General features: G+C 74.4%; 14 protein-coding genes and 1 pseudogene. 13 read left to right on the top strand and 2 right to left on the bottom strand.

The genetic code is table 11. The annotated features are described in order from the left end of the window. Positions 1 to 1211 (bottom strand): MFS transporter (locus LG632_RS23540; protein ID WP_226729437.1); only part of this gene is annotated, 1211 nt, incomplete at its 3' end. Positions 1212 to 1320: 109 nt separating this feature from the next. Here LG632_RS23540 and LG632_RS23545 point away from each other — a divergent pair. The 8 genes from LG632_RS23545 to LG632_RS23580 all read left to right on the top strand — a co-directional run bounded on the left by LG632_RS23545 (position 1321) and on the right by LG632_RS23580 (position 11615). Beyond that, positions 1321 to 2298, top strand: coding sequence for a LysR family transcriptional regulator (locus LG632_RS23545; protein ID WP_226729426.1), 978 nt, complete (start codon positions 1321 to 1323; stop codon positions 2296 to 2298). A 97-nt stretch (positions 2299 to 2395) separates the two neighbouring features. Then, positions 2396 to 3757, top strand: coding sequence for a nitrate/nitrite transporter (locus LG632_RS23550; RefSeq protein WP_226729427.1), 1362 nt, complete (start codon positions 2396 to 2398; stop codon positions 3755 to 3757). 94 nt (positions 3758 to 3851) lie between these two features. Continuing rightward, a complete protein-coding gene (locus LG632_RS23555; RefSeq protein WP_226729428.1) occupies positions 3852 to 5003 on the top strand; it encodes a uroporphyrinogen-III synthase in 1152 nt (383 codons plus the stop codon). A gap of 276 nt (positions 5004 to 5279) precedes the next feature. Beyond that, on the top strand, positions 5280 to 5831 hold the full coding sequence (locus tag LG632_RS23560; RefSeq protein ID WP_226729429.1) for a GNAT family N-acetyltransferase: 552 nt from the start codon (positions 5280 to 5282) through the stop codon (positions 5829 to 5831). Between the two features lie 136 nt (positions 5832 to 5967). Next, positions 5968 to 6657 carry a CGNR zinc finger domain-containing protein gene (locus LG632_RS23565; RefSeq protein ID WP_226729430.1) on the top strand — a complete coding sequence of 230 codons (690 nt, stop codon included), beginning with the start codon at positions 5968 to 5970 and terminating at the stop codon, positions 6655 to 6657. A 221-nt stretch (positions 6658 to 6878) separates the two neighbouring features. Continuing rightward, the gene (locus tag LG632_RS23570) at positions 6879 to 9179 is read left to right on the top strand and encodes a HelD family protein (protein ID WP_226729431.1); all 2301 of its coding nucleotides are present in this window, start codon (positions 6879 to 6881) and stop codon (positions 9177 to 9179) included. A gap of 391 nt (positions 9180 to 9570) precedes the next feature. Then, entirely contained in the window at positions 9571 to 10995 is a 1425-nt protein-coding gene (locus LG632_RS23575) for an NAD-dependent malic enzyme (RefSeq protein WP_226729432.1), read from the top strand. A gap of 338 nt (positions 10996 to 11333) precedes the next feature. Beyond that, entirely contained in the window at positions 11334 to 11615 is a 282-nt protein-coding gene (locus tag LG632_RS23580; protein ID WP_030875040.1) for an HU family DNA-binding protein, read from the top strand. A gap of 111 nt (positions 11616 to 11726) precedes the next feature. Here the strand turns inward: LG632_RS23580 and murA are convergent, their stop codons facing one another. Continuing rightward, positions 11727 to 13073 carry a UDP-N-acetylglucosamine 1-carboxyvinyltransferase gene (gene murA / locus LG632_RS23585; RefSeq protein WP_226729433.1) on the bottom strand — a complete coding sequence of 449 codons (1347 nt, stop codon included), beginning with the start codon at positions 13071 to 13073 and terminating at the stop codon, positions 11727 to 11729. Between the two features lie 288 nt (positions 13074 to 13361). Here murA and LG632_RS23590 point away from each other — a divergent pair, with 288 nt between their 5' ends. The 5 genes and pseudogenes from LG632_RS23590 to LG632_RS23610 all read left to right on the top strand — a co-directional run. Further along, positions 13362 to 13922, top strand: coding sequence for a YqgE/AlgH family protein (locus LG632_RS23590; RefSeq protein ID WP_226729434.1), 561 nt, complete (start codon positions 13362 to 13364; stop codon positions 13920 to 13922). A 77-nt stretch (positions 13923 to 13999) separates the two neighbouring features. Then, the gene (locus tag LG632_RS23595) at positions 14000 to 14281 is read left to right on the top strand and encodes a DUF3039 domain-containing protein (protein ID WP_125650196.1); all 282 of its coding nucleotides are present in this window, start codon (positions 14000 to 14002) and stop codon (positions 14279 to 14281) included. A gap of 270 nt (positions 14282 to 14551) precedes the next feature. After that, complete coding sequence (locus LG632_RS23600; protein WP_226729435.1) at positions 14552 to 16252, top strand: beta-N-acetylhexosaminidase; 1701 nt, start codon at positions 14552 to 14554, stop codon at positions 16250 to 16252. A gap of 326 nt (positions 16253 to 16578) precedes the next feature. Further along, positions 16579 to 17460 (top strand): FAD binding domain-containing protein, encoded by an 882-nt coding sequence (locus tag LG632_RS23605; protein ID WP_226729436.1) that lies wholly within the window; start codon positions 16579 to 16581, stop codon positions 17458 to 17460. Beyond that, a pseudogene (locus tag LG632_RS23610) lies at positions 17457 to 18289 on the top strand (hypothetical protein); the annotation flags it as partial. The gene LG632_RS23605 and the pseudogene LG632_RS23610, both read left to right, overlap by 4 nt.

Consider the following 18289-nt stretch of genomic DNA (forward strand, 5'->3'; position numbering starts at 1 on the left):
GGCGTCGGGCGCATGCGGCGCGCCTGTACGAGGGCCAGCGCGGCGGCCACGGCCGGGACGGCGTAGGCCGGGACCGGGCCGAGCCGGTCCGTGAGCGCCCCGGCGGTCGCGGCACCGGCCGCGATGCCCGTGAGGATGGCGGTCACGGCGAGGGTCATGCCCTCGTTGAGGCGGCCCTCGGGCGTCAGGCGGTGGACCAGCGACATCGCGGTGACCATCGTCGGGGCGGTCGCCATCCCCGCCAGCAGCAGGGCCAGGGCCAGCAGCGGCACGTGCCCGGTGGCGGCCGCGGCCCACGGGAGGGCCATCAGGACGGCCATGGCGGTGGCGCACGTGCGCAGGGAGCGGGGGCGGCGGGTGCCGTAGACCAGGCCGGCCGCGCAGGAGCCGAGGGCCTGGAGGGCGAGGACCGGGCCGGCGGTGGCGCCGAACCCGTGCGTGTCGAGATACGCGATCGAGGCAACCTCCAGGGCTCCGAACAACGTTCCTTGGGTGAGGAAGAGAAGGAGCAGGGGGCGGATGCCCGGCGAGCGGAGCGGGGAGGGCTGACGGATGGGTGCCTGGGTGAGCGGGGGCTCGGTGGAGCGCTGCGCGGTGAAGACCAGCATGCCGGTGAGGAGCAGGGCGGCGGCGGTGAGGGTGCCGGCCTCGGGTGCGACGGCGGCGCACAGCGCGGCGGCCACCACCGGGCCGAGCATGAAGCATGCCTCGTCGGCGGCCTGTTCGAAGGACATGGCGGTGTGGTGGTCGGCGGGGCGGCCCCGCAGGAGATGGGTCCAGCGGGCGCGGGACATACCGCCGATGTTGGGGGTGGTGGCGGTGGCGGCGTAGGAGGCGAAGAGGGTCCAGGCGGGTGCTTCGGTGTGGACGGCCAGGACCAGGCAGAGGGAGCCGAGGACGGCCAGGGCGGTGGCCGGCAGGGCGACCTTGGCCTGTCCGTGGCGGTCCACCAGCCGGGCCGTCCAGGGTCCCACCAGTGCCGTGGCGGCCAGACCGGTGGCGGTGACGGCGCCCGCGAGGGCGTAGGAGCCGCGCTGGCCGGCGATCATCATGATGGCGCTGACGCTGAACATGCCCATCGGCAGGCGCGCGATCAGGTTGCCCGCGGTGAAGCCCCGGGTGCCGGGCAGGGTGAACAGCCGCCGGTACGGGCCGGGGAGCCGGGGCGGGGTCGGGGCGGCGTGCACCAAGGTGGTGCCGGTGACGGTCATCAGGGGCATGGTGATCAGCCTGCGGGCAGCCCCCGGGTGGGGTCCAACACCTGTTCAGGAGGTATTCACGCGGTCCAGTTGTGAGTCTGGTTGTTAGGGTGCGCGGGTGATGACGCACGAGGTGGAGCCCCGGCTGCTGCGCGGGTTCGTCGCGGTGGCCGAGGAGTTGCACTTCACCCGGGCCGCCGCCCGGCTGTACGTCGCCCAGCAGGCGCTCAGCCGGGACGTCCGCCGGCTCGAACGGGACCTGGGCGCCGAGCTGTTCGTCCGCACCACCCGGCAGGTGGAGCTGACGGCGGCCGGGGAGCGGCTGCTGCCGCTGGCCCGGGAGGTGCTGCGGGCCTGCGCGGACCTGGCCGCGGCCTTCGGCGCGGACGGTGGGGACGGCGAGCGGGCGCTCCTGGTCGACCTCAACACCGACGGGCCGAGCACCGGGCGCTCGGTGCTGGAGCGGGGGCGTGAGCTGGCGCCGGGGTGCGAGCTGATGGCGCGCTTCGAGAGCGGGCTGACGCATGCTGCGGGGGAGATCCTGGCCGGGCGGCTCGACGTGGCCTTCGGGCACGTCGACGGGCTCGACGCGGGGCTGCGGGCACGGCTGGAGCGGCAGCCGGTCCGGTTCGAGCCGCTGGCCGTGCTGCTGCCCGAGGACCATCCGCTGGCCGCGCGGCAGGAGGTGCCGCTCGGGGCGCTGGCCGGGGAGTCGGTGTACGCGGGGGCCGGGAACCCGCGGACGTTGGAGTGGACCGCGCTCGCCCGGGCTCTGTTCGCCGGGCGGGGCATCGAGGTGGCGCCGCCCGCGCCGGTCGCGGTGGGGAAGGAGGAGTTCCGGCGGGTCATGGCCAAGACCCGTAGGCCGGTGCTGGTGACGACCGGGTTCGTGGACATGCCCGGGTCGGTGAAGCGGCCGCTGGTGGACCCGGTGCCGCTGTCGCCGGTGTCGATGGTGTGGCGCAAGGGGCTGCGCCACCCGGGGCTGACGGCGCTGCGCGCCGCCGCCGCGGAGCTGGCCGCCGCCCACGGCTGGCTCGACGTACCGGCCGGCGCGTGGCTGCCCGAACCGCTCACATCCGGCCGCCCGGCCGGGTGAGAGCAAGGTTTCCGGCCGGTCATCCGGCGGGGACCGGAGCCGAAACGCGCCGTTCCTAGGGTCGCTCCCGACGGAGACGACACCTGTGGAGGGCGTGATGACCGCACCGCGCACGGGCGGCCGCTGGATCGAGCGGTGGGACCCCGAGGACGAGACGTTCTGGAAGGAGTCGGGGGAGCGGATCGCCCGGCGCAACCTGGTCTACTCCGTGCTCAGCGAGCACATCGGCTTCTCGATCTGGACCCTGTGGTCCGTCATGGTGCTCTTCATGGGCCCGGAGTACGGGATCGACCCGGCCGGCAAGTTCTTCCTGATCGGCACGGCCACGTTCGTCGGGGCGTTCGTGCGGATCCCGTACACGTTCGCCGTGGCCCGGTTCGGCGGGCGCAACTGGACGGTGTTCAGCGCGCTGATGCTGCTCGCCCCGACCGTCGCCGCCCTGGCCGTGATGGAGCCCGGTACCTCGTACTCGACGTTCCTGCTGGTCGCGGCGCTCACCGGGGTCGGCGGCGGGAACTTCGCCTCCTCCATGACGAACATCAACGCCTTCTTCCCGCTGCGCCGCAAGGGCTGGGCGCTCGGGCTCAACGCGGGCGGCGGCAACATCGGCGTCCCCGTGGTGCAGCTGGCCGGGCTGCTGGTCATCGGCACGGCCGGGGCCGGGCACCCGCGGCTGCTGCTGGCGGCGTACCTGCCGCTGATCGTGCTCGCCGCGGTGCTCGCGGCCCTGCGGATGGACAACCTGGCGCCTGTCCGCAACGACACCGGCGCGGTCAAGGAGGCGCTGCGCGACCGGCACACCTGGATCATGTCGTTCCTCTACGTCGGCACCTTCGGCTCCTTCATCGGCTACAGCTTCGCCTTCGGCCTGGTCCTGCAGACGCAGTTCGGTCGGACCCCGCTCCAGGCGGCCTCGCTGACCTTCGTCGGGCCGCTGCTCGGGTCGCTGATCCGGCCGGTCGGCGGCCTGCTCGCGGACCGGTTCGGCGGGGCGCGGATCACCCTGGCCACGTTCGTGGCGATGGCGGCGGCGACGGGCCTGGTGATCCTGGCCTCGGCGCAGAAGTCGCTGCCGGTGTTCCTCGTCGGGTTCGTGGCGCTGTTCGTGCTCAGCGGACTCGGCAACGGTTCGACGTACAAGATGATCCCCGGCATCTTCCAGGCCAAGGCGCTCGCCGGCGGCATGTCCGGCGAGGCGGCCGCCGCGTACGGGCGGCGGCTGTCCGGGGCCTCGATGGGCCTGATCGGTGCGGTCGGCGCGCTCGGGGGACTCGGCATCAACCTCGTCTTCCGCGAGGCGTTCCTCAGCACCGGTTCCGGCACCCCGGCCTTCGTCACCTTCCTCGGCTTCTACGCCGTGTGCTGCCTGGTGACCTGGGCGGTATACCTTCGGCGCCCGATGGCCACGACCGCACCGGCAGCCGACGATTCGGTGAAACCGCAGCTCACGTCCGTGTAACCGGGGTGAAATACGCGTGAACCGAGCCTGATACGCCGTGTTGGCAGGCTCGGTTCCGGCGTACCCCCCTCCCCGCTTCGCAAGGCAGGTCACGATGGAAGACAACGCTGCGTCCGGCGGCGCCGGTCCGCTCGCCGGTTTCACGGTCGGCGTCACCGCAGCGCGCCGCGCCGACGACCTGATCGCGTTGCTGCAGCGGCGCGGCGCGGCCGTCCTGCACGCGCCCGCGCTGCGGATCGTGCCCCTGGCCGACGACGGCGAACTCCTGGCCGCCACCAAGGAACTCATCGCCACCGCCCCCGACGTGGTCGTCGCCACGACCGCCATCGGCTTCCGCGGCTGGATCGAGGCCGCCGACGGATGGGGGATCGGCGAGGACCTGCTCGGCCGGTTGCGCGGGGCCGAACTGCTGGCGCGCGGGCCGAAGGTGAAGGGCGCCATCCGGGCGGCCGGGCTGGTGGAGGCCTGGTCACCGGAGTCGGAGTCGCTGGCCGAGGTGCTGGACCGGCTGCTGGCCGGCGGGGTCGAGGGCCGCCGGGTCGCGCTCCAGCTGCACGGGGAGCCGCTGCCCGGGTTCGTCGAGGCGCTGCGGGCGGCCGGGGCCGAGGTGGTCGGCGTACCCGTCTACCGGTGGATGCCGCCGGAGGACCTGGCTCCGTTGGACCGGCTGCTGGACGCGGTGGTGGCCGGCACGGTGGACGCGGTCACCTTCACCAGCGCGCCCGCCGCGGCCTCGCTGCTGGCCCGGGCCCAGGAGCGGGGCCTGCAGGGGGCCGTGCTGTCGGCGCTGCGCAGCGAGGTGCTGGCCGCGTGCGTGGGCCCGGTGACGGCGCTGCCGCTGCAGGGCCACGGCGTGGACACCGTGCAGCCCGAACGCTTCCGGCTGGGCCCGCTGGTGCAGCTGCTGTGCCAGGAACTGCCCGCCCGGGCCCGGGTCCTGCTGGTCGCCGGTCACCGCCTGGAGCTGCGCGGCCATGCGGTCCTCGTCGACGACACCCTGCGCCCCGTCCCGCCGACCGGAATGTCCCTCCTGCGCGCCCTGTCCCGCCGCCCCGGCTGGGTCGTCTCCCGCCAGGACCTGCTGCGCTGCCTGCCGGGCGCGGGCCGCGACGAGCACGCGGTGGAAACCGCCGTGGCCCGTCTGCGCGGCGCCCTCGGCACCCCGAAGCTCATCCAGACGGTCGTCAAACGCGGCTACCGGCTCTCCCTGGACGCGGGCACCGAGACCAAGTACGGCACCGTCTGAGGGCCCCGGCCGCCGACACCGTCCGCCGGCCCCGGTCGCCGACACCGTCCGCCGGCCTCGGCCGCCGACACCGTCTGACGGCACCGCCTGACGAAACTCCCCGGCCTCCCGGCCCGGCCGAGCCGGGAGCGTCGCAGCGGGCCGCCCGGGTCGGCGCATCACACCGTCGACGACCGAGAGGCTCTGGTGACGGCCGCGCCGGGCGAGGCGGTACTGCGCGGTCCCGATCCACGGCCGGCGCTGGTTCCGTGGGGCGGCAGGGGTTAGCGTGCGGGGATGATCATCAGTGAGGGTGTGGAGCTGCGCGGAGTGCGGCTGGAGGATGCCGGCGGGCTGGCCGAGGTGCTCCGGCGCAACCGCGCGAACATGGGCGCCGTCGAGCCGGAGCGGCCCGAGTCCTTCTACACGGAGGCCGGCCAGCGGGAGCGGATCGAGGCGCAGCTCGCCGAGCAGGAGGCCGGGCAGCTGGCGCCGTTCGTGCTGGTGGACACCGCTTCCGGGGAGCCCGTCGGGGCGATCAACCTCGGGCGGATCACCCGCGGCCCGTTCTGCAGCGGGGGCGTCGGCTACTGGGTCGACGCGGCCCGCCGGGGCCAGGGGCTGGCGACGTACGCCGTCGACGCGGTGTGCCGGATCGCCCGCGACGAGCTCGGGCTGCACCGGGTCGAGGCCGGGACGCTGCTGGACAACGTGGCCTCGCAGCGGGTGCTGACCAAGGCCGGGTTCGTGGAGTTCGGCGTCGCCCCGAACTACCTCCACATCAACGGCGCCTGGCGCGACCACCGGCTCTTCCAGCGCCTGCTGCACGACGACCCGCCGATCCGGTGACCCCGCCCGGGCCGCGCCCCGGCTGAACCCGGCGGGCCCCTGGCGTCCCCGGCCGCCGTGAGCGGCGCGGGGGGTTCCGCCCGGGCCCGCCCGGGGGCACTCTGGTGGGGCTACGGCGACCGAGGCGGTGACGGGCATGTGGTTCGACTCGGGGCGGGTGTGCCTGGACCTGGTGGCCACCGGCGCACCCCACGAAGGCCTGGGCGACGGCGACGAACTGCGGCTGTGGCTCACCGGGGCGGGCCTGGTGCCCCACCGGACCCCGCTGGCCCGGGTGGACGCGGGCTGGCTGCCGCCGTTCCGGGCGCTGCGCGCCGACGTGTCCGCCCTCGTCCGGGCAGAACTGGGCCCCGGAGCGCCGCCCCCCGGCCGCGGAGCGCCGCCCCCCGGCCGCGGAGCGCTGCCTCCCGGCCCCGGAGCGCCGCCTCCCGGCCCCGGCGTGCCGGCCCCCGACCCCGCCGCCGTGGGTCCCGATCCCGGGGCCGCCCCGGACGACGGCGCTCTCGGCCGGGTCAACGCCCTGGCCGCCGGGCCGCCGCCCCGGCTGTGCGCCGTACGGGACCACGAGGGGCACCTCGTGCGGGAGCTGTCCGGCGGCGTCGACTGCGCCGCCCTGCTCGCGGCGGTGGCCCGGGACGCCGTCGAGCTGCTCACCGACCCCGGCGACCTGGCCCTGCTGCGGTGCTGCGAGGGCGACGGCTGCACCCGCGTCTACCTCGACACCTCCCGCGGGCACCGGCGCCGCTGGTGCTCCAGCGAGCTGTGCGGCAACCGCGAGCGCGTCGCCCGGCACCGCCGCAGGATCCTGGCCGCGCGCCCCGGGTAGCGGCCGGGACGTAGGGACGCGGCGGAACGGGCCGGGCCGACGAGGGAACGGGCGGGGCCGACGACAGAACGGGCCGGGCCGACGACGGAACCGGCCGGGCCGACGAGGGAACGGGCCGGGCGCGCGGCGGAGCGGCCGGGCGCGCGGCGGCACGGGCGTGCGCGGACCCGGCCCGTTCGCGTACGGTTGACGGTCGCCCACGCACGTCAGAAGGGGGCCTAGTGGCCGCGCAGGATGCCGCTGTCGACAGCACGGCGGATTCCGTCCGCGATCGGGAGATCGCGGTCGAGCAGACGCATCTGGACCAGGTGTACCGCCGCCTCGAGGAGAAGATCGACGAGGCGGAGTTCCTGATGAACGACGCGGCCAAGCGCGGCCAGGTCGGCACCCCCGGCGCGCTCGCCGAGCGCGACGCGCAGGTCTACCGCGCGGGGATCCACCTCAACCGGCTGAACAACGAGTTCGAGGACTTCCTCTTCGGCCGGATCGACCTCGTCCTCGGCAAGGACGGCGAGCGCGGCCCCGACGGCGCCTACACCTCCGTCGAGCCCGCCGACGACGCGATCCGCGAGGACCTCACCGCCGACATCGCCGAGACGCTGCACATCGGCCGCATCGGCGTCCTGGACGCCGACTACTCCCCGCTGGTCATCGACTGGCGGGCCCCGGCCGCCGCGCCCTTCTACCGGTCCACGCCGAAGGACCCCGGCCGCGTCGTCCGCCGCCGGGTCATCCGCTCCAAGGGCCGCAAGGTGCTCGGCGTCGAGGACGACCTGATGCGTCCGGAGGTCACCGCCTTCCTCGACGGGCGCGAGCTGCCCGCCATCGGCGACGGCGCGCTGATGGCCGCGCTCGGCCGGGCCCGGACGCACACGATGCGGGACATCGTCTCCTCCATCCAGGCCGAGCAGGACCTCGTCATCAGGGCGCCCGCCGCGTCCGTCGCCGAGGTCTCCGGCGGGCCGGGCACCGGCAAGACCGCCGTCGCCCTGCACCGGGCCGCCTACCTGCTCTACCAGGACCGGCGGCGCTACGCCGGCGGCATCCTCATCGTCTCCCCGACCCCGCTGCTGGTGGCGTACACCGAAGGCGTGCTGCCCTCGCTCGGCGAGGAGGGGCAGGTCGCCATCCGGGCCCTGGGCTCGCTGGTCGACGGCGCCGAGGCGACGACGTACGACGAGCCGGCCGTGGCCCGGATCAAGGGCTCGGCCCGGATGCTCAAGGTGCTGCGCAAGGCCGTCCGCGGCGCGCTGGAGCTCGGCGGCCCGGCCGGGCCGGCGCCCGAGCGGCTGCGCGTGGTGGCCTTCGGCCGCCGCCAGGAGCTGGAGGCCGAGGAGCTGGAGCGGATCCGGCAGGCGGTGCTCGGCGGCACCGCGCCGATCAACCTGCTCCGCCCGCGGGCGCGCAAGCTGCTGCTGGACGCGCTCTGGGCGAAGTCCGGCGGCGCGAACCGGCACACCGACCCCGAGCTGGCGGCCGAGCTGCGCTCCGCCTTCGACGAGGACATCTCGACGGAGGACGTGTTCATGGACTTCCTGGCCGCCTGGTGGCCCGAGCTCACCCCGCGCGGGGTGCTCACCGCCATGGCCGACGAGCGCCGGCTCGGCCGCTGGTCGCGCCGGGTCCTGACGCCGCGCGAGACCCGGATGCTGGCCCGTTCGCTGCGCCGCGAGGAGCTGTCGGTGCACGACGTGGCGCTGCTCGACGAGCTCCAGGGCCTGCTGGGCGCCCCCGCCCGGCCGAAGAAGAAGCGCGAGCTCGACCCGCTGGACCAGCTCACCGGGCTGGAGGAGCTGATGCCGCGCCGCGAGGAGACCCAGCGCGAGCGCGCGGAGCGGCTGGCGGCCGAGCGCACCGAGTACGCCCACGTGATCGTCGACGAGGCCCAGGACCTCACGCCGATGCAGTGGCGGATGGTGGGCCGGCGCGGCCGGCACGCCACGTGGACCGTGGTCGGCGACCCGGCCCAGTCCTCCTGGCCCGACCCGCAGGAGGCCGCCGAGGCGCGCGACGAGGCGCTGGGCACCCGCCCGCGGCGCCGGTTCACCCTGACCGTGAACTACCGCAACCCGGCCGAGATCGCCGAGCTGGCCGCGAAGGTGCTGCGCCGGGCCATGCCGGGCATGGAGCCGCCGTCGGCGGTCCGCTCGACGGGCCTGACGCCGCGCTTCGTGACGGCCGGCGAGGACCTGGCGGCGGCGGTGCGCGCCGAGACCGCGGACCTGCTGGCGCAGGTCGACGGCACCGTCGGCGTGGTCGTCGCCATGGACCGGCGCGCGGAGGCGGCCGGCTGGCTGGCGGACCTCGGCGAGCGCGCCGTCGCCCTGGGCAGCCTGGAGGCCAAGGGCCTGGAGTACGACGCCACGGTGGTGGTCTCCCCGGCGGAGATCGAGGCCGAGTCCCCGGCGGGCCTGCGGGTGCTGTACGTGGCGCTGACCCGGGCGACCCAGCAGCTGACGGTGGTCTCCACGGAGCTCGACGCCCCCACCGCGGACGGCGTACCGGCGCTGCTGACGGAGTGAAGCGCGCCCGCGGCGGGCCCAACTCGGGCGTCGGGGGGAACGCTTACGGCGATCCTTTGTTAGCCTGGGTACGGCACCGGCTCGATCCAAGCCCCCGGGCCCAACCTTCGTCGCTCAGAGCGACCACTTGCCGCGAGGCGAGCATGGCGGGTCGGTGTCATAGGCGTTGCAGAGGTCCGCGCCCTTCCTTCGGGAGGGGCGCGGACCTTTTTGCGTGGCCGCCGGAGCCCGGTGACCGGGACCTTCGGGGCCGATCACCCTTCCCCGAGCCTCTGAAATCTCGTATGGTGGAAGAATCTTTCCGGAATTCGTAGCTGGTTACCGGCTACTGGCCGGTAGGTGGGACGATCGGACAACAGGTCCAAAACAGGGAAAGCAGAGGAACACGGCCATGGCAACGGCGCCCAGCGTCTCGTACTCGATGACGGTCCGCCTGGAGGTGCCCGCGAGCGGAACCGCGGTCTCCCAGCTGACCACCGCCGTGGAGTCCTCCGGCGGGTCGGTCACCGGCCTCGACGTCACCGCTTCCGGCCACGAGAAGCTCCGGATCGACGTCACCATCGCCGCCACCTCCACGGCCCACGCCGACGAGATCGTCGAGAAGCTGCGCGGCATCGAGGGGGTCTCCCTCGGCAAGGTGTCCGACCGTACGTTCCTCATGCACCTCGGCGGCAAGATCGAGATGGCGGCCAAGCACCCCATCCGCAACCGTGACGACCTCTCCATGATCTACACCCCGGGCGTGGCCCGCGTGTGCATGGCGATCGCCGAGAACCCCGAGGACGCCCGGCGTCTGACCATCAAGCGCAACTCCGTCGCAGTTGTGACCGACGGCTCCGCCGTCCTCGGCCTCGGCAACATCGGCCCGAAGGCCGCGCTGCCCGTCATGGAGGGCAAGGCGGCCCTCTTCAAGCGCTTCGCCGGCATCGACGCCTGGCCGATCTGCCTGGACACCCAGGACTCCGACGAGATCGTCGCCATCGTCAAGGCCATCGCCCCCGGCTTCGCCGGCATCAACCTGGAGGACATCTCCGCCCCGCGCTGCTTCGAGATCGAGGCGCGGCTGCGCGAGGCCCTGGACATCCCCGTCTTCCACGACGACCAGCACGGCACCGCGATCGTCGTCCTGGCCGCCCTGACCAACGCACTTCGCGTGGTGGGCAAGGCAGTTGGCGATGTGAAGGTCGTCATGTCGGGCGCCGGCGCGGCCGGTACGGCCATCCTCAAGCTGCTGCTCGCGGCGGGTGTGAAGAACGCCGTCGTCGCCGACATCCACGGCGTGGTGCACGCCGGTCGCGCCGACCTCGTCGACGCCGCCGAGGGGTCGCCGCTGCGCTGGATCGCCGACAACACCAACCCCGAGGGCTACACCGGCACGTTGAAGGAGGCCGTCGTCGGCGCCGACGTGTTCATCGGCGTCTCGGCCCCGAACGTCCTGTCCGGCGAGGACGTCGCCGCCATGGCGGAGGGCGCCATCGTGTTCGCGCTCGCGAACCCGGACCCCGAGGTGGACCCGGCCGTCGCCCGGCAGACCGCCGCCGTCGTGGCCACCGGACGCTCGGACTTCCCCAACCAGATCAACAACGTGCTGGTCTTCCCCGGCGTCTTCCGCGGTCTGCTCGACGCGCAGTCGCGGACGGTGAACACCGACATGATGCTCGCCGCCGCCAGCGCCCTCGCCGACGTCGTCGGCGAGGACGAGCTCAACGCGAACTACATCATTCCTTCGGTCTTCAACGACAAGGTCGCCGGCGCGGTCGCCGGAGCCGTCCGCAAGGCCGCCTCCGCCGCTGTGACCAGCCCCACTTCCGCCTGATCCCCGGCGCGTCGCGGGATGCGGGACACGCGGGCCGCCTCTAGGGTTGCGGGGATGCCCGCGTGGTCCGCGGTCCGCATCCCCGAAGCTTCCCACCGGTGCGGACGGAGCGTCACTGCGGCGTGACTGTGGCGCTTTTCGTGTGACCCTGGCGGGTGCCGGATTGGCTTTCCCGCCGGTGGTGGGGGCAGGATGCGTGACTGTGGCGCGAGGGTCTGACGGCAGACCCGGGTCCGGGGACTGTCCGAGGGCCCTGGCAGCATCGGCTTCGCTGGTGCCAAACATGCGGCTTGGCCGCGTGGCACGCCTCATAGGCAAGTTGAACACGGGAGTACAACATGAACCGCAGTGAGCTGGTGGCCGCTCTGTCCGAGCGCGCCGAGGTGACCCGCAAGGACGCCGACGCCGTTCTGGCCGCGCTCGCCGAGACCATCGGCGAGGTCGTCGCCAAGGGCGACGAGAAGGTCACCATCCCCGGCTTCCTGACCTTCGAGCGCACCCACCGTGCCGCTCGCACCGCGCGCAACCCGCAGACCGGCGACCCCATCCAGATCCCGGCCGGCTACAGCGTGAAGGTCTCCGCGGGCTCCAAGCTCAAGGAAGCCGCCAAGGGCAAGTAGTCCTTGTACGGCTGTTGGCCGCCGCACCGGCGCCAGTAGTACGGAGGAAATGCCGAGGGCGGCCACCCGGACCGGGTGGCCGCCCTTACGCGCGCCGGGACTGCCGCGTCCTCAGACGAGGTCCCCGCCGGGCAGTTCGACCTTCGCGCCGAGCTCGACGAGCTTCTCCATGAAGTTCTCGTAGCCGCGGTTGATCAGGTCGATGCCGTGCACCCGCGAGGTGCCCTCCGCGGCCAGCGCCGCGATCAGGTACGAGAAGCCGCCGCGCAGGTCGGGGATGACCAGGTCGGCGCCCTGCAGCTTCGTGGGGCCGGAGACGACCGCCGAGTGCAGGAAGTTGCGCTGGCCGAAGCGGCAGGCCGAGCCGCCCAGGCACTCGCGGTACAGCTGGATGTGAGCGCCCATCTGGTTCAGCGCGGACGTGAAGCCCAGCCGGGACTCGTAGACCGTCTCGTGCACGATCGACAGGCCCGAGGCCTGCGTCAGCGCCACGACCAGCGGCTGCTGCCAGTCGGTCTGGAAACCGGGGTGGACGTCGGTCTCCAGGGCGATGGCCTTCAGCGGGCCGCCCGGGTGCCAGAAGCGGATGCCCTCGTCGTCGATCTCGAAGGCGCCGCCGACCTTGCGGTAGGTGTTCAGGAAGGTCATCATCGAGCGCTGCTGGGCGCCGCGCACGTAGATGTTGCCGCCGGTGGCCAGGGCCGCCGACGCCCAGGAGGCCGCCTCCAGGCGGTCCGGGAGCGCCTTGTGGTTGTAGCCGCCGAGCTTGTCGACACCGGTGATGCGGATGGTCCGGTCGGTGTCCACGCCGATGATCGCGCCCATCTTCTGCAGCACGCAGATGAGGTCCTCGATCTCCGGCTCCACGGCCGCGTTCGACAGCTCGGTGACGCCCTCGGCCAGCACGGCCGTCAGCAGCACCTGCTCGGTCGCGCCCACGGACGGGTACGGCAGGCGGATCTTGGTGCCGCGCAGCCGCTGCGGGGCCTCCAGGTACTGGCCGTCGGCCCGCTTCTCGATCGTCGCGCCGAACTGGCGCAGCACGTCGAAGTGGAAGTCGATCGGCCGGCCGCCGATGTCGCAGCCGCCCAGGCCCGGGATGAAGGCGTGGCCGAGGCGGTGCAGCAGGGGGCCGCAGAAGAGGATCGGGATGCGCGAGGAACCCGCGTGCGCGTCGATGTCGGCGACGTTGGCGCTCTCGACATGGGTGGGGTCGAGCACCAGCTCGCCGGGCTCGTCGCCGGGACGGACCGTCACGCCGTGCAGCTGCAGCAGGCCACGCACGACCCGCACGTCACGGATGTCGGGCACGTTGCGCAGGCGGCTCGGTTCGCCGCCGAGCAGAGCGGCGACCATGGCCTTCGGTACGAGGTTCTTCGCACCGCGGACGCGGATCTCGCCCTCGAGCGGGGTACCGCCGTGGACAAGCAGTACGTCGTCTCTGTCTGTGCCGGTCATGTATCTCGCGTTCCGAATCGGGGATCCCCCCGGCCGAAATGGGGGGAACGGGCAGGGGCCAGATCAAAGGGTAAGGGGCACCACCCCCCGGTTCGTAAGGCCGACGTGGCCGCGGCCGTGTCATGAATTCGCCACAGCACCCTCAGTGTCGGCCCCATGGCGGAGGGTTGCATTCCGCCGTCCGGCGGAGCGCGCGCTCCTTCCTGCGCCCGTGCGCCCTCCCGCTGCGCGCGACCACCTCGCGCTCCCGGCTCCCCCTGAAGGGCGAATGTGCGAGATCATGGCCGCATGACCGAGGTGTCCTCCCTCACAGGGCGGCTGCTCGTGGCCACCCCCGCCCTCGCGGACCCGAACTTCGACCGCGCGGTGGTGCTGCTGCTCGACCACGACGAGCAGGGCTCACTCGGCGTGGTGCTCAACCGGCCCACCCCCGTGGTCGTCGGCGACATCCTGCTGCCCTGGGCCGACCTGGCCGGCGATCCGGGCGTGGTCTTCCAGGGCGGGCCGGTCGCGCTCGACTCCGCCCTCGGGGTCGCCGTCATCCCCGGCGAGGAGGGCCCGCTCGGCTGGCGCCGGGTGCACGGGGCCATCGGCCTGGTGGACCTGGAGGCCCCGCCCGAGCTGCTGGCCAGCGCGCTCGGCTCCTTGCGGATCTTCGCCGGTTACTCCGGCTGGGGACCCGGCCAGCTGGAGGACGAGCTGAGCGACGGGGCCTGGTACGTGGTGGAGTCCGAGCCCGGCGACGTGTCGTACCCGGCGCCCGAGCAGCTGTGGCGCGCGGTGCTGCGCCGCCAGCGCAGCGAGCTGGCGATGGTGGCGACGTACCCGGACGACCCGTCGCTCAACTGAGGGGCGACCTGTCGCTCGACCGAGGGGCGACCCGTCGCTCGACCGAGCTCCGGCGCCGTTCAGTACCCTTGGCTTTTATGAGCACTCTTGAGCCCGAGCGCGGGACTGGCACGGGGACCCTCGTAGAGCCGACGCCGCAGGTGTCCCACGGTGACGGCGACCACGAGCGCTTCGCCCACTACGTCCAGAAGGACAAGATCATGGCGAGCGCCCTCGACGGCACCCCCGTCGTGGCGCTGTGCGGCAAGGTCTGGGTACCGGGCCGCGACCCGAAGAAGTACCCGGTCTGCCCGCTGTGCAAGGAGATCTACGACTCCATGGGCCCGGGCGGCGACCAGGGCAAGGACGGCGACAAGTAGGTCCCCGTCCCGGCGCACCGGGGGCCGGCATCCCGGGGTTGCGCCCCGTCGGTGGTGGCCCGTCGGTGGTGGCCCGTCGGTGGTGGCCCGTCGGTGGCGGCCCGACCGGTCGGACGCCCCCGTTCCGCGGGACCGAGGCCCCCGGACGCGCATCCGCGCGGCCGGGGGCCTTCTGCGTGGCCGCCCGGCCGGTAGGCTCGGCGGCTGATGCGATCGGTGCGACGTGCGTTCCGCCGCGCGCGACGCCTGACGCGGGGAGGGGCCAGGACCATGCCCGAGGATCAGCCCGGCACCGGGCCCGGCACCGGTCCCGTCGCCGTACCGGACCTCGTTCCGGCACCCGTGTCCGCCCGCTTCGGCGGCGACCGCTGCGCCCTGACCGATCCCCTGCTGCTGGCCGGACCCGGAACCGGCGACACCGCCCGCTGGCTGCGCCGCGAGCTCGGCGCGGCGACCGGCTGGGAGCTGCCCGCGCCTGCGGGCGCGGAGCGCTCCGCCGAGGACCGGCAGGTGATCCGGCTCGCCCTGCGTCCCGACCTCGCCGAGCGGCACGGCCCCGAGTGGCACGAGGTCCATGTGGGGGACCGGGGCGTACTGCTGGAAGGAGCCGACCCCGCCGGGGTGTTCCGGGCCGCGCAGACGCTCCGTCAGCTCCTCGGGCCCGACGCCTTCCGGCGGGCGCCGCTGCGGCCGGGGGGCCGGGCGTGGACCCTCCCGGTGGGGGACGTCCTGGACGGCCCCCGCTTCGCCTGGCGCGGCCTGATGCTCGACGTCGCGCGGCACTTCCTGCCCAAGGACGGGGTGCTGCGCTACCTCGACCTGCTCGCCGCCCACAAGCTCAACGTGCTCCACCTGCACCTGACCGACGACCAGGGCTGGCGGATCCACATCGCGCGCCACCCGCGCCTGACCGAGGTCGGGGCCTGGCGGCCGCGCAGCCGGTGGGGCCACCGGGCCTCACCGCTGTGGAACGACACCCCGCACGGCGGTTTCTACACCCACGACGACATCCGCGAGATCGTGGCGTACGCCGCCGAACGCCACGTCCGGGTGGTCCCCGAGATCGACATCCCGGGTCACTCGCAGGCGGCCGTCGCCGCGTACCCCGAACTGGGCAACACCGACGCGGTGGACACCTCCTCCCTCACCGTCTGGGAGGACTGGGGCATCAGCGAGAACGTGCTCGCCCCGACCGAGGCCGTGCTGCGGTTCTACGAAGGCGTCTTCGAGGAGGTGCTGGAGCTCTTCCCGCCGGAGGTCTCGCCGTTCGTGCACATCGGCGGCGACGAGTGCCCCAAGCACCAGTGGCGGCGGTCGCCGACCGCCCAGGACCGCATCCGCGAGCTGGGGGTGGGCGACGAGGACGGCCTCCAGTCCTGGTTCGTACGGCACTTCGACCGCTGGCTCGCCGCGCGCGGTCGGCGCCTGATCGGCTGGGACGAGATCCTGGAGGGCGGCCTCGCCGACGGCGCCGCGGTCTCCTCCTGGCGCGGCTACGCCGGTGGCGTGGCCGCCGCCGAGGCCGGGCACGACGTGGTGATGTGCCCCGAGCAGCAGGTCTACCTGGACCACCGTCAGGACGGCGGCCCCGACGAGCCGGTGCCGATCGGCTACGTCCGCACGCTGGAGGACGTCTACCGCTTCGAGCCGGTCCCGCCCGAGCTGTCGCCGGAGGCGGCACGGCACGTGCTGGGCGCCCAGGCGAACGTGTGGACCGAGGTGATGGAGAACCAGGACCGGGTCGACTACCAGGTGTTCCCGCGTCTGGCGGCGTTCGCCGAGGTCGTGTGGTCGCCCCTGCCGGAGCCCGCGGCCCGCGACTTCGCGTCGTTCGAGGCCCGGATGGCCACGCACTACGCCCGCCTCGACGCCCTGGGCGTCGCCTACCGCCCCCCGGCCGGCCCCCGGCCCTGGCAGCGGCGGCCGGGCGTGCTGGGGCGGCCGATCGAGGGGGCCCCGCCGGGGGTGTGAGGCGGGCGGGGCGGGTGCGCGGCGGCGCGGGTGCCGGGGGTGGTGCGCCGGGGCGGCGAGCGGGGCTGCTGTGCGGCCACCGTGTGCCGCAATGCCGGAATCGGCGCATGAAGGACGGTATGCCGGATAGTCCCGAAGATACGGGGTGAATCGGGCGAGTTGGTGCGGTGGTGCGGGCAGGGGAAGGCCGAGGGGGCGCCCGGGCGACCCTCGCGCCGGGAGTCACGGAAGATGTGCCAGAGTTGCCACGTCCCGGCGGTGAGCACGTACCGTACGGCGGACAGGCGTGAGCGCCGGGACCGGGACATCGGGAAGGGGCAGCTGGGTTGACCACGCACGCACCGCACGCAGCGCACGCGGCGCAGTCCGTGATGCTGCCGGCCTCGCTCGACGAGGCCGTGGCGGCGCTCGCCGCCATGCCCGCCGCGGTTCCGGTTGCCGGAGGCACCGATCTGATGGCGGGGGTCAACGCCGGACTGCTGCGGCCCGCCGCGCTGGTCGGCCTCGGCCGGATCAACGAGATCCGCGGCTGGCAGTACCAGGACGGCCACGCCCTGCTGGGCGCCGGCCTCACCCACGCGCGCATGGGCCGGCCCGACTTCGCCGCCCTGATCCCGGCGCTGGCCGCCGCCGCCCGGGCCGCGGGCCCGCCGCAGATCCGTAACGCCGGCACGCTCGGCGGGAACGTCGCGAGCGCCGCGCCCGCCGGCGACACCCTGCCGGTGCTGGCCGCGCTGGAGGCCGTCCTGCTGGTCGTCGGACCGGACGGACAGCGGGACGTCCCGGTCTCGCACCTGCTGGCGGGGCGGGAGATGCTGCGGCCCGGCGAGCTGATCGGTTTCGTGCGGGTGCCGCTGCTGCACGCCCCGCAGGTCTTCCTGAAGGCGACCGGCCGGACCGGGCCGGGGCGCGCGGTGGCGTCCGTGGGGCTCGTACTGGACCCCGCGCGCCGGGGCGTACGGATCGCCGTCGGCGCCGTCGCACCGATGCCGCTGCGGCCGCTGGAGGCCGAGCGGTGGGTGGCCTCGCTGATCGACTGGGACGGCGAACGGGCGCTGGCGCCCGAGGCGCTGGAGGCCTTCGGGGACTACGTGGGGGCCGCGTGCGTACCGGACCAGGGCGACCCGGTCCCGGCGGCGGTCCTCCACCTGCGGCGGACGGTGGCAGTGCTGGCACGGAGGGCCCTGGGGAGGGCGCTGACCTCATGAGTGAGAACGAGAACGTGAGCGGGACGGGGGCCGCCGGATCCGGTTGGCAGCCCGTGCCGCACGGGGGCGACTACGACTCCGACGCGACCGCCTTCGTCCAGCTCCCGGACGACGTGCTCGAAGCCCTGGGCATGGGCGAGCCGCTGGCCGCGCCCGGGCACGGGTACGTGCCGCCGCCCATGATCGTCCCGCTGAACGCGGGCGCGGCCACGGACCCGGCCGCCACCGGGACGTGGACGATCCCGACGGCCACCGAACACGTCCAGTGGCCGCAGGCCGGTGCCGGCAGCGGCGGGGGCGAGGGCGACGACGGGGGACCGGGCGGCGACGCCTCGACGGCGGAGTGGCACTTCCCCGACGCGGTCCGGCAGGCCCCGGAGCGGGAGCCGGGAGCGCCGGCGGAACAGCACGGCGGGCTGTCCGGGCACCTGCCCGCGCAGGGCCCGGAGGGGGCGTACGGCGGGGCGCACGACGCGCTGTCCGGGCAGGGCCCGGAGGGGGCGTACGCCGGAGCGCACGGCCTCCCGGCCGGGCACGGCCAGCAGGCGGAGCCGACTCCGCTCGACGCGGACTGGAGCCAGGCCCCGGCGACGCTGCCCGGCGGCGCGCCCGCGCCGTGGGCCGACGGCTCGGCGCCCGGCCTGCGGCTGCTCGGCGGCCCGGGCGTCGGCACGCCCGGCCGGCCGCAGCAGCGCGTGCTGGGCGGCCCCGGCGTGGGCACGCCGCTGGACGCAGCACCCGACATCGAACCCCGCCACGCGCACGGCGCCCCCCCCCCCCCCCCCCCCCCCCCCCCCCCCCCCCCCCCCCCCCCGCCCCCCGCCCCCCC

This window comes from Streptomyces antimicrobicus (assembly GCF_020532625.1).
In the GTDB taxonomy this organism is placed as follows: Bacteria; Actinomycetota; Actinomycetes; order Streptomycetales; family Streptomycetaceae; genus Streptomyces; species Streptomyces antimicrobicus.